Here is a 14,195-nt window from a genome sequence, read left to right as displayed (position 1 = left end):
TATCTCTTCGTGCTCCCCGCGCGATCGGCGAGAACTGACCCGTGATCGAGACGTTCTTGCCGCACGACCGGGTCGCCCGGGCTCTCACCCTGAGCACAGCGGCACACTCCCTGTCGAGCGGCGTCTTCTACACCGTGAGCGCGCTCTACTTCACCCGCGTGATCGGTCTGGAGGCCACCACCGTCGGGCTCGGGCTGGGCATCGCCGGAGGCGTCGGGGTCGTCGCCTCGTACGCGGGGGGCTGGTTGTCGGACCGGGTCGGCGCCCACCACGTGCAGTCGTGGGCGATGACGCTCAACGGCCTGGCGATGCTCGCGTACACCTTCGCCGCGGACGCGCTCGTCTTCGTCCTCGTCGCCTGCGTCGCGGTCGGCGCGCGCTCGGTGCAGGGATCGGCGAAGCAGGCGATCATCGCGCGCTGGTACGTCGGACCCGACAGGGTCACCCTCCGGGCGCGGATGCGCGTGGTCACCAACGTGTGCATCGGACTCGGCACCGTCACCGCAGCGGCGGCCCTCGTCGTCGACACCGCAGCCGCGTACCGGGCCGCGATGATCGCGGCGGGCGCCCTCCTGCTCGTGGCCGCTGTTCCGGTCGTCCGGCTCCCGTACGCGGTCCCGGCACTGGCGGCGACGATGACCGAGGCCTCTCGGAGGCCGACCGACGCCGGGCAGCCGACCCGCGGCCCGTCGCCCTGGCGCGACCGCACGTACGTCGCCAGCGTCGGCCTCAACGCCGTCGTCGCCATGCACTTCGGACTCCAGACGATCGGCGTCCCCCTGTGGATCGCGACGACCGCCGCGCCGACCGCGATGGTCTCGGTGCTGCTCGTGCTCAACACGGTGGTCGTCGTGGTGCTGCAGGTTCGGGTGTCGCGGGGCACGCACGACATTCGCAGGGCAGGCATCGCGGTACGGCAGGGGTCGTGGCTGCTCGCTGCGGCGTGCGTCGCCTACGCCGCCGCGGGATACGGCGACGTCGTGACCGCGTGCGCGCTGCTCGTCGTCGCGGCTCTCGTGCACGGGTGGGGCGAGGTCCTCGGCGAGGCGGGCGGCTGGGGCATGGCGTTCGGGCTCGCCGACACGCGTCGAGCGGGGGCGTACCAGGGACTGACGCAGACGGGCTACGCGGTCGCGGCCATGGTGTCACCGATCCTGGTGACCGCGACGGCGATCGAGCACGGCACGGCGGGGTGGCTCGTCCTGGGCGGTCTCCTGGCGGCGGCGGGGACAGGGGCGGCGTGGGTCGCTCGACGCGCGGCAGTTGAACGGGAGGGTGCCGCCGACAGCAGAACTGTCAGTGACCGCTGAGACGCTGACCCCATGCCCAGCCTGCTCCTCGTCGCCCTGCTCGCCCTGCTCGCCGGCCTCGCCGTCGGAGTGCTGCTCGGCAGCGGCGTGCTGCGCCGGCACGATGCCGCCACCGTCGACCACGTGCAGCTGTCCGCGCACGCGACGGCGCAGGCCGTCGGTCCGGTCAAGGAGAGCCTCGACCGCTTCGACACCCGGCTCCGCGAGATCGAGGCGGGACGGGTCTCGTGGCAGAGCCAGCTCCGGGAGCAGGTCGAGCAGGTCCGCACGACGAGCGAGTCCCTGCGACGCGAGACCGCCTCGCTGTCGACGGCGCTCCGCAAGCCGCAGGTCCGCGGCAGGTGGGGCGAGATGCACCTGCAGCGGGCCGCCGAGCTCGCAGGCATGGTCGATCGCGTCGACTTCGACCTCCAGACCACGGTCCGTGACGGCGGAGCCGCGCTGCGCCCCGACATGGTCGTGCACCTGGCCGGCGACAAGCACGTCGTGGTCGACTCCAAGGTCCCGCTCGACGCCTTCCTCGACGCCACCGAGGCCGATGACGAGGACGAGTACGCCGCTCACCTCCGGCGGCACGCGCGTCAGCTCCGGACTCACGTCGACGGTCTGTCGGCCAAGGCCTACTGGCGGCAGTTCACCACCGCGCCGGAGTTCGTGGTGCTCTTCGTGCCCGGTGAGGCGTTCCTGTCCGCCGCGCTCGACACCGACCCGTCGATCCTGGAGGACGCCGCCGCCAAGCGCGTCGTGCTGGCGACCCCTACGACGCTGATCGCGCTGCTGCGCACCGTCGGCTACGCCTGGACCCAGGCGCAGATCGCCGACCAGGCACGGGAGGTCCACACCCTCGCGCGCGAGCTGTACGAGCGTCTTGGCACCCTCGGCAAGCACTTCGGCAAGGTCGGGCGCAGCCTCGATGCGGCGGTGGGTGCCTACAACGGCGCCGTTGGGTCGCTGGAGACGCGGGTCCTCGTCACGGCGCGTCGGATGTCGGAGCTCCACGCACCCGACGCCGACCTGCCGGCGCCCGAGCCGGTCGAGAGCCTGGCTCGTCCCGTCCAGGCGCCGGAGCTGGTCGACCGCATCGTCGAGGAGATCACGTCCGCTGAGGTCGAGCGCGCCGAGGACGGCGATACCGGCCTCGGCACGGCGCGCCGTACGGGCTGATCGAGCCACCACGCCATAGCGTGGAGACGTGCAGCAGTGGGCACGGCTCTCCCGCGGTCCTGGTCGGCGGCCGCCACGCCACCGCAAGGCGTGGACAGCGCGCGCCGCCCAGCACGACCTGTCCGCGCGTGGCGTGGTGGTCGTCGCCGTCGTGGCAGCTTTCGCCACCGCCTGGCTCGAGATCCTCACGACCGGGCGCCTCGGCTGGTTCTTCGACGTGATGTTCGTGCTCGTCTCGGCCACGAACGCCCTTGCCGCCTCGCGGCAAGCGCTCTACGCCCCGATGGTCGCGCCGCCGCTCGTCCTCGTGAGCGTGATGGCCGTGGCGGCGATCGCCCGTTCGAGCGCCCTCGACGAGCCCGGCACGCCACCCGACGCCTCGCTCGTGCAGCTCGTCGTGATCGCGGTCGTGCAGCACGCGGTCGCACTCGTGGCCGGGCTCGGCGCCGCCCTCGGCATCGTGGGCTGGCGCCGAGCCTCGCTCGGACGAGCGCTCAGCTGAGCGCTTTGGCCTTGAGCTGGTCGAACTCCGCCTGGCTGATCGTCCCCGAGTCCAGCAGTGCTTTCGCCGTCTCGATCTGGTGCGCCGGACTCGCGTGGCCTGCGGTCTGCTGGATGTACTGATCGGTCTCGGCCTTGGCCGCCCGCAACGCCGCCGCCTGCCGCTCGGCCATGCCTCCGCCGCGGGCGATCAGATACACCAGCGCCGTCAGGAACGGGAAGATGATCAAGAAGATCACCCACACTGCCTTCAACCAACCGCTCAGATGATGGTCACGGAAGAGGTCGGTCAAGATCTGGAAGAGCAGGATCAGGTACGCCACGAAGAAGAAGCTCCAGACCAGGAGCCAGAAGAAGTCCCAGAAGTCGTCCATGCGCGACCCTTTCCGTCATGCGGTGCCTCGGCGCGCCCATGCGCTCCAGCAGAACTGTCTCGCCGGACGGACGTCACCAGCATCGCCCGGGAGGGGTGATTCCGGTGGTGCCGCCGTCAGGCCGCGGTGGTGCCGCCGTCAGGCCGCGGTCTCCTGCTGGTGGGGGTAGTCCGTACGCCGCTCACGAACGGGTCGGCCGATCCCCTCGGCGATCACCCGGAGCTCGTGGACCGTCTTGGCCGAGCCGTGCTGCGACCCCGCCATGCGGCTGATCGTCTCCTCCATCAGCGTGCCGCCGAGGTCGTTCGCACCGCCGCGCAGCATCTGCCGCGTGCCGTCCACACCGAGCTTGACCCACGAGGTCTGGATGTTGTGGATCCGCCCGTGCAGCATGATTCGCGCGAGGGCGTGGACAGCCCGGTTGTCGCGCAGCGTGGGCCCCGGACGGGCGACGCCGGCGAGATAGATCGGCGCGTTGGTGTGGATGAACGGCAGCGCGACGAACTCCGTGAACCCGCCCGAGCGCTCCTGCACCTCCGCGAGGGTGCGCAGGTGCCCGACCCAGTGCCGGGGGTTGTCGACGTGGCCGTACATCATCGTCGAGCTCGACCGGATGCCGAGGCTGTGCGCGGTCTCGACGACCTCGATCCACTGCGCCGCCGGCAGCTTGCCCTTGGTAAGCACCCAACGGACGTCGTCGTCGAGGATCTCCGCCGCGGTGCCGGGGATCGTGTCGAGCCCCGCCTCCCGCAGCTCCGTCAGCCACTCGCGGATCGAACGGCCCGCCTTGGCCGCCGCAGTGACGATCTCCATCGGGCTGAACGCGTGGACGTGGACGTCCGGCGACGCCGCCTTCACGGCGCGAACGATGTCGGCGTAGGCCGAGGGTCCCAGGTCGGGTGAGATGCCGCCCTGGAGGCAGATCTCGCTCGCGCCGAGCGCGGTCGCCTCGCGGACGCGGTCTCCGATCTGCTCCAGAGAGAGCGTGTAGGCGTCGGCGTCGGACTTTCGCTGAGCGAACGCACAGAACCGGCATCCGACATAGCAGACGTTGGTGAAGTTGATGTTCCGGTTGACGACGTAGGTCACCTCGTCGCCGACCGCGTCGCGCCGCAGGTCGTCGGCGAGACGGCAGACCGCGTCCAGCGCCGGGCCCTCGGCGGTCATGAGGGCGAGGTAGTCCACGTCGGAGAGGCCCGCGGGTTCCTCAGAGGCGCGCGCCAGGGCCGTACGGACGTCGGAGTCGAGTCGCTCGGGGACCGACGGCAGACCAAGGGGTTCGGAGGTCCGGGACGCGTGCTCGCGCACCTCCTCCCAGTCGCCGTAGACACCCGCGAAGTCGCTGCGTCGGTCCGCACTCCGGCCGACCGTGTCGATCTCGGTGTGCAGCTCCGTACGGCCGCTCGCCTCCGGAGGTGTCTCGGGGTCCTGCCAGGGCCGACCCACGACCGGCGCTCCGGCGTCGGCGAGCCCGTCAGGATCCGCGAGAGCGGACACATGCGGGATCAACCGGCTGTCGAACCACGGGCGCTCCCCCGACAACGTCTCGCGCACGAACCGCGGGTGCACCGTCAGTCGCTCGGCCAGGGTCAGGCCCGACTGCGCGGTCCAGGTCGCGAGGTCGTCGATCTGCGGCCACGGGCGCTCGGGGTTGACGTGGTCGGGCGTCACCGGGGACACGCCGCCCCAGTCGTCGACGCCCGCCGCGAGCAGCGGGGCTATCGAGTCGGGGTCGGAGAGGTTGGGCGGGGCCTGCAACGTGACCCCCGGACCCAGCACGATCCGTGCGGTTGTCAGCGTGGCGAGGTATTCCTCGACCCCCAGATCGGGCTCGTTGCGCATCGCCGTGTCGTCCTTGGCGCGGAAGTTCTGGACGATCACCTCCTGGATCCCGCCGTAGGTGCGCGAGAGCCGCCGCAGCTCGAACAGCGCGTCGACACGCTCCTCCACGGTCTCCCCGATGCCGACGAGGATCCCGGTGGTGAACGGGATGCCGATGCGACCCGCGTCCTCCAGGACCCGGAGGCGCACGGCCGGGTCCTTGTCCGGCGAGGCGTAGTGCGGCTGACCGGGCTCCGACCACAGCCGTGTCGCGGTGGTCTCGAGCATCATGCCCATCGACGGCGCGACCGGCTTGAGCCGCTGGAGCTCCGCCCACGACATCACGCCGGGGTTGAGGTGCGGGAGCAACCCCGTCTCCTCGAGGACGCGGATCGCCATCGCGCGCACGTACGAGAGCGTGTCGTCGTACCCGTGCTCGTGCAGCCACTCGGCAGCCTGGGGCCAGCGGTCCTCCGGGCGGTCGCCGAGGGTGAAGAGCGCTTCCTTGCACCCCTGCGCCGCGCCCTGCGCGGCGATGGCGAGGATCTGGTCCGGCGACAGGAACGGCGCGTCGACACGGTTCGGCGTGGTCGCGAACGTGCAGTAGTGGCACCGGTCGCGGCACAGCCGCGTGACCGGGATGAAGACCTTGCGCGAGTACGTGACGACGCCGGGACGCCCAGCCGCGACCATGGCCGCGTCACGCACGCGCGACGCGACGTCACTCAGGCGCACGAGGTCGTCGCCGCGGGAGGAAGCGAGCGCTACCGTCTCCGCGTGGTCGAGGGACTTCCCAGCCTCGGCGCGGGTCAGCGCCCGTCGGATCTCGCGGTCGCTCGTCATGATCGCCTTATCGTAATCGTCTCCCGCCGTGCGTGAGACGATGCGTCGTGCTGCCGAACACACCCGGATCGAAGGACGTCATGACTCATCACATCGCCGTCGTCGGCGGGACCGGCCCGCAGGGCCGCGGGCTCGCGTACCGTTTCGCACTCGCCGGCCACACGGTCGTCATCGGGTCGCGATCGGCCGAGCGCGCCGCCGAGAAGGCCGAGGAGATCTCGACCCGCGCCGCTGACAACGGCGCGACCGTACGACTCGACGGCGCCACCAACGCCGACGCGGCCGCCGCGGCTGACGTCGTGGTGCTCGCCGTGCCGTGGGACGGGTACGACGCGCTCGTCGCCGACCTGGCACCGGCTCTCGACGCCAAGATCGTGATCAGCTGCGTGAACCCTCTCGGCTTCGACGCCGCCGGCCCGTACGGCCTCACGCTGGCCGAGTCGGCCGCCGAGGGGACGCAGAAGGCCGTGCCGGGAGCGCGGGTCGTCGGCGCGTTCCACCACCTGGCCGCCCTGTCGCTGTGGAAGACGCCCGATCCGCTGTCGCACGAGGACGTGCTGGTGTGCGGGGACGACGCGGAGGCCAAGGACCTGGTCGCCGACCTCGCGCGTACGGTCACCGGGCACCGCGGCATCGACGCGGGGGCCCTGCGGATCGCCCGTCAGCTCGAGCCGTTCACCGCGGTCCTGATCAACGTGAACAAGCGCTACAAGGTCCGCTCGGGCCTGCACCTGGCCGGCCTGCCGGACGACGCCCGCGCCTGAGGGCTGAGGTCCCGTCGGGGTCAGGCGGGCTGGCCGGCCTTGCGGAGGTCGCGGCGCAGCTCCGGAGGAAGCGCGAAGATGAGGCTCTCCTCGGCCGTGTGCACGGCGGTCGCGGTCGGGAAGCCGCGGTCGTTGAGGTACGACAGCACGCCCTCGACGAGCTCCTCCGGCACCGACGCGCCGGACGTCACGCCGACCTTCTCGACACCCTCGAGCCACTCCTCGCGCATCTCGCTCACGTCGTCGATCCGGTACGACGCCTTGGCGCCGGCCTCGAGCGCGACCTCGACGAGCCGGACCGAGTTGGACGAGTTCGCGGAGCCGACCACGATCATCAGGTCGGAGCCCTCCGAGATCTCCTTGACCGCGAGCTGCCGGTTCTGGGTGGCGTAGCAGATGTCGTCGCTCGGCGGGTCCTCCAGCTGAGGGAACTTGTCCCGCAGCGCGTCGACGATGTCCATCGTCTCGTCCACGCTGAGCGTGGTCTGCGACAGCCAGGACAGCTTGGTGCCGGCGGGGAAGGACAGCGCCTCGACGTCGGCGACGGTCTCCACGAGCGTGATCGCCTCCGGGGCCTCGCCGGAGGTGCCTTCGACCTCCTCGTGACCGGCGTGCCCGATCAGCAGGATCCGGTAGTCCTCACGGGCGAACCGCCTGGCCTCGTGGTGCACCTTGGTGACCAGCGGGCAGGTCGCGTCGATCGTCTTCAGCCCGCGAGCCTGGGCGTCGTCGTGGACGGCCGGTGAGACACCGTGCGCGGAGAACACCACCGTCGAACCGGCCGGGACCTCGTCGAGCTCCTCGACGAACACCGCCCCACGGTCCTCGAGGGTCTGCACGACGTGCTTGTTGTGGACGATCTGCTTGCGGACGTAGACGGGAGCGCCGTACAGGTCGAGCGCCTTCTCCACGGTGATCACGGCGCGGTCGACGCCGGCGCAGTAGCCACGCGGCGCGGCGAGCAGAAGGTCACGGTCTGCTCCGAGGGTGGGCATGCCGAGAGTCACGGAGTCCGAAGCCATGGCTCCATCGTAGGGGAGCCCTCCACAGCCTCCGACGGCGTCGCGTCCTGCTGTCGGCCGGAGCACCTAGGGTGGCGGCATGGCCCTCGAGACCAGCCCCGACTCCCCCGCGCCGCTGCGTGTGATCTCCCAGCTGATGGGCGACTACATCACGCGCCTCGGGGCCCAGTGGATCGAGGGCGAGGTCGCCCAGCTGACGCGACGCCAAGGGGTCTGCTTCCTCACGCTGCGCGACCTCGACGCCAAGATCTCCATGTCGGTCACCTGCCGCCGTGTGGTGCTCGACCGGTCCTCGACGCCGATCACGGAGGGCGCCCGGGTCGTCGTCCACGCACGGCCCGACTTCTATCCGACCAACGGCTCGCTGTCGCTCAACGCCCGCGACATCCGCCCGGTCGGCATGGGTGAGCTGCTCGCCCGCATCGAGCAGCGCCGTCAGCTGCTCGCCGCCGAGGGACTGTTCGACGTCGCCCGCAAGCGGCCGCTGCCGTTTCTCCCGCACCGGATCGGGCTCATCACGGGCAAGGGGTCGGCCGCGGAGCACGACATCCTCGAGAACGCGCGCCTGCGCTGGCCGGGGGTCGAGTTCGTCACCACCTATGCCCTGATGCAGGGCAACCAAGCCGCGGCGCAGGTCATCACCGCCCTGCGCGAGCTCGACGCGGACGAGACCGTCGACGTGATCGTCATCGCGCGTGGGGGTGGCTCCGTCGAGGATCTCCTGCCCTTCTCCGACGAAGGCCTGGTGCGCGCCGTCTCCGCAGCCCGTACGCCGGTGGTGAGCGCGATCGGACACGAGCCCGACACGCCGCTGCTCGACTACGTGGCCGACGTGCGTGCCTCGACACCGACCGATGCCGCGAAGCGCGTCGTGCCTGCCGTGGCCGACGAGCTCCATCACCTCACCCAGCTGCGGCGCCGTGCCTGGTACGCGGTCGATCAGCGGCTCGGACGTGAGCAGCACGGACTCGACGCGATCCGCAGCCGGCCCGTCCTCGCGCGCCCGAGCACCCTCATCGACGAGCAGACAGCCCGCGTCGAGGACCTGTGCGCTCGGGCCCGCCGCTCGCTGGGACACCGGCTCGACCTCTCCCACCACGAGGTCGCCGGACAGCTCGCGCGTGTGCGGTCGCTCTCACCGCTGCGGACCCTCGAGCGCGGCTACACCGTCGCCCAGGCGCCGGACGGCAGCGTCGTCACGTCCATCGACCAGCTGTCGCCCGACGACGAGGTCACGCTCCGAGTCGTCGACGGCCACGCCCGCCTCCGTACGCTGTCCACGGCGCCCGCGCCGCACGCCGACCTCGACGAGGAGTCCTGATGCCCGACACACCCGCCGGCGACACCCCGTCCGCCGCACCTGCGATCCCCTACGAGCAGGCCCGCGAGGAGCTCGCGGAGGTCGTCGGCAAGCTGGAGACGGGTGGCACGACCCTCGAGGAGTCGCTCGCGCTCTGGGAGCGCGGCGAGGAGCTGGCGGCGATCTGTCAGCAGTGGCTCGACGGGGCCCGTGCTCGCCTGCAGCGCGCGCAGGACCAGGCGGCGCAGCGACGTGACGGGGCCGACACCACGGAGTGACGCGCGGTCACTCCGTCGTCAGCAGCTCCAGATAGCGCTCGATGTCCGTGCGCGGCGCAGGCCCTCCGACGAGGAGGGTCATCTCGCCCTCCTCGCGGACGAAGGCAGTCTCGCCGTCGCCCGTCCAGAGCTGCCAGGTCTTGCCCGCGACCTCGACGTCGTCCTTCTGCGTGGCGCCGGACGCATACCGTTCGACCATGCGTGGGACCGAGTCGATCTCCTGCTCCAGGCCGATGTAGCGGTCGCCGTCGGTGAGCACCCCGAGATGCCAGCGGCCGTCGCGCCCCGGCTCGTACGTGACGCCGTTGGCGCGCCACCCGTCAGGTAGGGACGTCGGCGCGTAGACGGGGAACGGCGCGGACTTGCGCACTCCCTCCACCGTCTCCTCGTACGCGACGGCCGGACGCTCCTCTGGTGTGTAGCCCATGAAGAACTGACCCACGACGAAGAGCCCGATCACGATCGCCCCGATCACCAGCATGGATCGCGCGATGTCGGAGAACGCCGGGTTGCCGCGGGACGAGGACGGCTTCGCTGGAGGAGTCTGGTCCACAGGCCTGCCGGGTGCCGCCGGAGGAGTCGGGGACGGATCGGTGCTGCTCACGGTGCCATTCTCCCAGGCCCGCCCAGAGCGGGCTCCGGCACGCCGACGGGGCGTACGACGGCGTCCGCAGATGCGCCCTTGGCTCGCTATTGTCGGACGCACCTGCGGATGATGCGCTAGATTTTTGACGTGCCTGCGTATCGCTACTCCGAGGCGGCCGACCTGCTCGGCGTCAGCGACGACACCGTGCGCCGCTGGGGCGACCAGGGCCGGTTCACCCCGAGCCGGACGCCCTCAGGCGCGGCGGCCGTGGACGGTCACGACCTCGCGGCCCTCGCAGTCGCCCTGGCGGACGGCGACGAGACCAGCCGGTCCCGTGCCCGCAGCGCTCGCAACCAGTTCCGCGGCATCGTCACCAAGGTGGTCGCCGACACGGTGATGGCGCAGGTCGAGATGTGCTGCGGTCCCTTCAGGGTCGTCTCCCTGATCAGTGCCGAGGCGGTCCGCGACCTGGGCCTGGAGGTCGGCGTGGTCGCAGTCGCCGGGGTGAAGGCGACCAACGTCACCGTGGAGGTCGGCCCGTGAGCCGTTCGCCGCTCCTCCTGTCGGCCGCCCTCTTCGCGTTGATGGCTGCCACCGCCTGCGGCGGCGCAGACGACGGCGGCGGGACGCAGGACCGTACGCTCACCGTCCTGGCAGCGTCGTCGCTCACCGAGGCCTTCGACGACCTGGAGACGGTGTTCGAGCGGGAGCACGACGGGGTGGACGTCCGGCTGTCGTACGACTCCTCAGCTGTTCTCGCTGAACAGGTCATCCAGGGTGCGCCCGCCGACGTCCTCGCGACCGCCGACGAGACGACGATGCGCAAGGTCGTCGACGCGGACGCCGCCGACGGCGACCCGGTGCTCTTCGCGAGCAACACACTCGTCATCGCCACCCCGCCCGGCAACCCCGGCGACGTCCGTGGCGTGCGGGACCTGGGCCGGGCGACGTTCGCCGTCTGCGTACCGCAAGCACCGTGCGGTGATGCCGCCCAGCGGCTCCTCGCCCTCGACGGCAGCACCGCGAAGCCGACGACCGAGGAGCAGAACGTGAAGGGCGTCCTCGCCAAGGTGACCCTCGGCGAGGTCGACGCCGGACTGGTCTACCGCTCCGACGCCCAGGCCGCCGGCGACAAGGTCGAGACCGTCGAGGCGCAGAACGCCTCGGAGGTCGTCAACGTCGATCCGATCGTGGTCCTCGTCGACTCGCAGGCCACCGAGCTCGCTGTCGACTGGGTCGACCTCATCGTCAGCGAGCAGGGGCAGAAGGTCCTCGCGCGGCACGGGTTCGGGCCAGCCGCGTGACCAGGCAGGGCGGCGCCGCCCTCGGACGGGTGCCGGTCACGCTCGTCGTCCCGTCCGTCGTCGGCCTCCTCCTCCTGCTCCTCCCCCTCGGAGGACTGCTGCTTCGGGCCCCCTGGGGGACGTTCGTCGAGCGCCTCGGCGAGCCGGAGATCCTCGACGCGCTGCGCCTGAGCCTGCTGACCTCGACGATCGCCACGGCCGTGTGCCTCGTGCTCGGGGTGCCTCTGGCGTGGGTGCTCGCCCGTACGACCTTCCGCGGGCGAGGTCTTGTCCGGGCGCTGGTGAGTGTCCCGCTGGTCCTCCCGCCGGTGGTCGGTGGCGTCGCCCTGCTGATGGTGTTCGGGCGGCGGGGCGTCCTCGGGCAGTGGCTCGACGACGCGTTCGGGATCACGGTGCCGTTCACCACCGCCGCCGTCGTGCTGGCGCAGGCCTTCGTCGCAATGCCGTTCCTCGTGATGGCCGTGGAGGGCGCACTCCGTACGGCTGATCCCCGGTACGACGAGGTCGCCGCCACCCTCGGCGCGCGCCGCCTGGTGACGTTCTGGCGCGTCACGCTGCCGCTCGCCGGGCCGGGGATCGCCGCGGGCGCCGCGCTCGCGTGGGCGCGGGCACTCGGCGAGTTCGGTGCCACGATCACCTTCGCCGGCAGCGTCCCTGGCGTGACCCGCACGATGCCGCTGGAGATCTACGGCGCGATGCAGTCCGACCCCGACACGGCGATCATGCTGAGCGTCATCCTGCTGGCGATCAGCGTCGCGGTGCTGGTCGGCCTGCGCGGTTCCTGGGCAGGGCGCACATGACCGAGAAGGGTCTCGACGCACGTCTCGTCCTGCGCCGTGGCGCGCTCACCATCGACGTCACGCTGCAGGTCGCACCCGGGGAGGTTCTCGCCCTGGTCGGTCCGAACGGAGCCGGCAAGAGCAGCGTCCTGCGCGCGGTCGCAGGACTGAGCGCTCTCGATTCGGGCCGCGTCGCTCTCGGCGGCACCGTTCTCGAGGACACCGCCACCGGCGTACGGGTCCCCACCCCCGAGCGCGACCTGACGATGGTCTTCCAGGATCCGCTGCTCTTCCCTCATCTCACCGTGCGCGACAACGTCGCGTTCGGCCTGCGCCACCACCCCTCCGCGCCCTCGACGAGCCGACGGCCAGCCCGTGAACGCGCCACGGCGGCCCTCGAAAGGAGCGGCCTCGCTCCGCTCGCCGGGCGTCGGGCGACGCGCCTGTCCGGCGGCCAGCGACAGCGGGTCGCGATCGTCCGTGCGCTCGCCTGCGATCCAGGGCTCCTCCTGCTCGACGAACCGACCTCCGCGCTCGACGTCGCCGTCACCGCGCAGGTCCGGGCGTTCCTGCGGCGGCACGTCCGCGACTTCGGCGGCGTGACCGTTCTCGTGTCACACGACCCCCTCGACGCGTTCGTCCTCGCCGACCGCGTCGCCGTGCTCGAGGAGGGACGGATCACCCAGGCGGGGACCCCCGACGAGGTCGCTCGTCGCCCACGCACCGACTACGTCGCGCACCTGATGGGGATGAACCTGCTGCGCGAGCGCGACACCTTCCGGACGTTCTCGCCGACCGCCGTCACGTTGTACGGGGAGGAGCCGGTCACGTCCGCGCGCAACGTGTGGCGGCTCGAGGTCACCGGTCTCGTCCCGCACGGTGACGCGGTCCGCGTCCAGCTGCGCGGCGAGGTGTCGCTCCTCGCCGACGTCACCCGCGCGGCCGTGGCCGATCTCGACCTGCACGAGGGTGTCTCGGTGTGGGCGAGCGTGAAGGCCACCGAGGTGACGACGTTCGAGGACTGACGCCGCCGATCCGCAATTGTGGTGGCACCCACGAAAACGCCGACCCCGAGGCCGCAGCGACTCGGACGTAGGATGCGGCCATGACCGACAGCGCGCAAGGATCCAAGCTGCCAGGCCCTCTCACCCCCGCCAAGGCCGCGCCTGACCGCAACCTCGCCCTCGACCTGGTCCGCGTGACCGAGGCGGCGGCGATGGCGGCAGGCCGCTGGGTCGGCCGGGGTGACAAGAACGGCGCGGACGGTGTCGCGGTCAACGCGATGCGATCCCTCATCAACACCGTCGGCATGAGCGGCGTCGTCGTGATCGGCGAGGGCGAGAAGGACAACGCCCCGATGCTGTTCAACGGCGAGGAGGTCGGTGACGGCACCGGACCCGAGGCTGATGTGGCGGTGGACCCGATCGACGGCACCACGCTGGCGGCCAAGGGCATGCCCGGAGCGGTCTCCGTGCTCGCCGTCGCTCCCCGCGGCGCGATGTTCGATCCGTCGGCCGTCTTCTACATGGACAAGCTGGCGGTCGGCCCCGAGGCCGCCGACGTGATCGACATCCGGCTCCCCATCTCGGAGAACATCCGGCTGGTCGCCAAGGCCAAGAGCCTCTCCGTCTCATCGGTCACGGTGTGCGTGCTGGACCGCCCGCGACACCAGGGTCTCGTCGACGAGATCCGCAAGACCGGCGCACGCATCAAGTTCATCAGCGACGGCGACGTCGCAGGCTCGATCTACGCCGCGCGCCCCGGCACGGGCGTCGACATCCTCGCCGGTGTGGGCGGTACGCCGGAGGGCATCATCACCGCCTGCGCGATGAAGGCGCTCGGCGGCGCGGTCCAGGGCACCCTCTGGCCGACCGGTGACGAGGAGCGGCAGAAGGCGGTCGACGCCGGCCTGGACGTCGACGCGATCCTCACCACCGACGACCTGGTCAAGGGCGACGACTGCTTCTTCGTCGCGACCGGCATCACCGACGGCGAGCTGATGCGCGGAGTCCGCTACGGATCCGGCTCCGCGATCACCGAGTCCCTCGTGATGCGCTCGCGATCGGGCACCTACCGCAAAATCATCTCGGAGCACCGCATGGAGAAGCTCCGCGCCTACGCCTCCATCGACTACGAGAGCTGAGCCGAC

15 protein-coding genes are annotated in these 14,195 nt (G+C 71.3%); 11 read left to right on the top strand and 4 right to left on the bottom strand.

The features are described from left to right. The first annotated feature begins 41 nt into the window (after positions 1-41). Genes KV100_RS14530 through KV100_RS14520 form a run of 3 tightly spaced genes read left to right on the top strand, consistent with a single transcriptional unit; the run spans position 42 to position 2,976 of the window. Positions 42-1,310 carry an MFS transporter gene (locus tag KV100_RS14530; protein ID WP_220343824.1) on the top strand — a complete coding sequence of 423 codons (1,269 nt, stop codon included), beginning with the start codon at positions 42-44 and terminating at the stop codon, positions 1,308-1,310. 12 nt (positions 1,311-1,322) lie between these two features. Beyond that, the gene (locus KV100_RS14525) at positions 1,323-2,474 is read left to right on the top strand and encodes a DNA recombination protein RmuC (RefSeq protein WP_220343823.1); all 1,152 of its coding nucleotides are present in this window, start codon (positions 1,323-1,325) and stop codon (positions 2,472-2,474) included. A 28-nt stretch (positions 2,475-2,502) separates the two neighbouring features. Beyond that, the gene (locus KV100_RS14520; protein WP_220343822.1) at positions 2,503-2,976 is read left to right on the top strand and encodes a DUF6542 domain-containing protein; all 474 of its coding nucleotides are present in this window, start codon (positions 2,503-2,505) and stop codon (positions 2,974-2,976) included. Here KV100_RS14520 and KV100_RS14515 read toward each other — a convergent pair. Together KV100_RS14515 and KV100_RS14510 are read right to left on the bottom strand one after the other, a co-directional pair. Then, on the bottom strand, positions 2,969-3,349 hold the full coding sequence (locus KV100_RS14515; protein ID WP_220343821.1) for an SHOCT domain-containing protein: 381 nt from the start codon (positions 3,347-3,349) through the stop codon (positions 2,969-2,971). The two genes, KV100_RS14520 and KV100_RS14515, sit on opposite strands and share 8 nt — an antisense overlap. Before the next feature lie 138 nt (positions 3,350-3,487). Continuing rightward, complete coding sequence (locus tag KV100_RS14510) at positions 3,488-6,013, bottom strand: bifunctional FO biosynthesis protein CofGH (protein ID WP_220343820.1); 2,526 nt, start codon at positions 6,011-6,013, stop codon at positions 3,488-3,490. Between the two features lie 80 nt (positions 6,014-6,093). Here KV100_RS14510 and npdG point away from each other — a divergent pair, with 80 nt between their 5' ends. Then, positions 6,094-6,777, top strand: a complete 684-nt coding sequence (gene npdG / locus KV100_RS14505) for an NADPH-dependent F420 reductase (protein WP_220343819.1) — start codon at positions 6,094-6,096, stop codon at positions 6,775-6,777. A 20-nt stretch (positions 6,778-6,797) separates the two neighbouring features. Here the strand turns inward: npdG and KV100_RS14500 are convergent, their stop codons facing one another. Beyond that, positions 6,798-7,772: a 4-hydroxy-3-methylbut-2-enyl diphosphate reductase gene (locus KV100_RS14500; protein ID WP_220343947.1), complete on the bottom strand. Its 975-nt coding sequence runs from the start codon at positions 7,770-7,772 to the stop codon at positions 6,798-6,800. Positions 7,773-7,878: 106 nt separating this feature from the next. Between KV100_RS14500 and xseA the strand changes: the two genes are divergently transcribed. Next, positions 7,879-9,120 (top strand): exodeoxyribonuclease VII large subunit, encoded by a 1,242-nt coding sequence (gene xseA, locus KV100_RS14495; RefSeq protein ID WP_220343818.1) that lies wholly within the window; start codon positions 7,879-7,881, stop codon positions 9,118-9,120. Continuing rightward, a complete protein-coding gene (locus KV100_RS14490) occupies positions 9,120-9,377 on the top strand; it encodes an exodeoxyribonuclease VII small subunit (protein ID WP_220343817.1) in 258 nt (85 codons plus the stop codon). Before xseA ends, KV100_RS14490 begins: the two co-directional genes overlap by 1 nt. 7 nt (positions 9,378-9,384) lie before the next feature. On the opposite strand, the gene KV100_RS14485 is transcribed toward KV100_RS14490, so the two are convergent. Further along, positions 9,385-9,981 (bottom strand): DUF4245 domain-containing protein, encoded by a 597-nt coding sequence (locus KV100_RS14485; RefSeq protein ID WP_220343816.1) that lies wholly within the window; start codon positions 9,979-9,981, stop codon positions 9,385-9,387. Positions 9,982-10,110: 129 nt separating this feature from the next. Here KV100_RS14485 and KV100_RS14480 point away from each other — a divergent pair, with 129 nt between their 5' ends. The 5 genes from KV100_RS14480 (at position 10,111) to glpX (ending at position 14,189) form a co-directional block, all read left to right on the top strand. Continuing rightward, positions 10,111-10,506: a molybdopterin-binding protein gene (locus KV100_RS14480; RefSeq protein ID WP_220343815.1), complete on the top strand. Its 396-nt coding sequence runs from the start codon at positions 10,111-10,113 to the stop codon at positions 10,504-10,506. Beyond that, positions 10,503-11,267 carry a molybdate ABC transporter substrate-binding protein gene (gene modA / locus KV100_RS14475; RefSeq protein ID WP_220343814.1) on the top strand — a complete coding sequence of 255 codons (765 nt, stop codon included), beginning with the start codon at positions 10,503-10,505 and terminating at the stop codon, positions 11,265-11,267. The genes KV100_RS14480 and modA overlap by 4 nt, the downstream gene beginning before the upstream one ends. After that, positions 11,264-12,067: an ABC transporter permease gene (locus tag KV100_RS14470; RefSeq protein WP_301022209.1), complete on the top strand. Its 804-nt coding sequence runs from the start codon at positions 11,264-11,266 to the stop codon at positions 12,065-12,067. The genes modA and KV100_RS14470 overlap by 4 nt, the downstream gene beginning before the upstream one ends. Continuing rightward, the gene (locus KV100_RS14465; RefSeq protein WP_220343813.1) at positions 12,064-13,071 is read left to right on the top strand and encodes an ABC transporter ATP-binding protein; all 1,008 of its coding nucleotides are present in this window, start codon (positions 12,064-12,066) and stop codon (positions 13,069-13,071) included. The genes KV100_RS14470 and KV100_RS14465 overlap by 4 nt, the downstream gene beginning before the upstream one ends. A gap of 80 nt (positions 13,072-13,151) precedes the next feature. After that, entirely contained in the window at positions 13,152-14,189 is a 1,038-nt protein-coding gene (glpX, locus tag KV100_RS14460; RefSeq protein ID WP_220343812.1) for a class II fructose-bisphosphatase, read from the top strand. The last annotated feature ends 6 nt before the right edge of the window (positions 14,190-14,195 follow it).

Source organism: Mumia sp. zg.B21 (assembly GCF_019550855.1).
Lineage (GTDB): Bacteria > Actinomycetota > Actinomycetes > Propionibacteriales > Nocardioidaceae > Mumia.
This window is presented reverse-complemented; position numbering and strand designations above follow the sequence as displayed.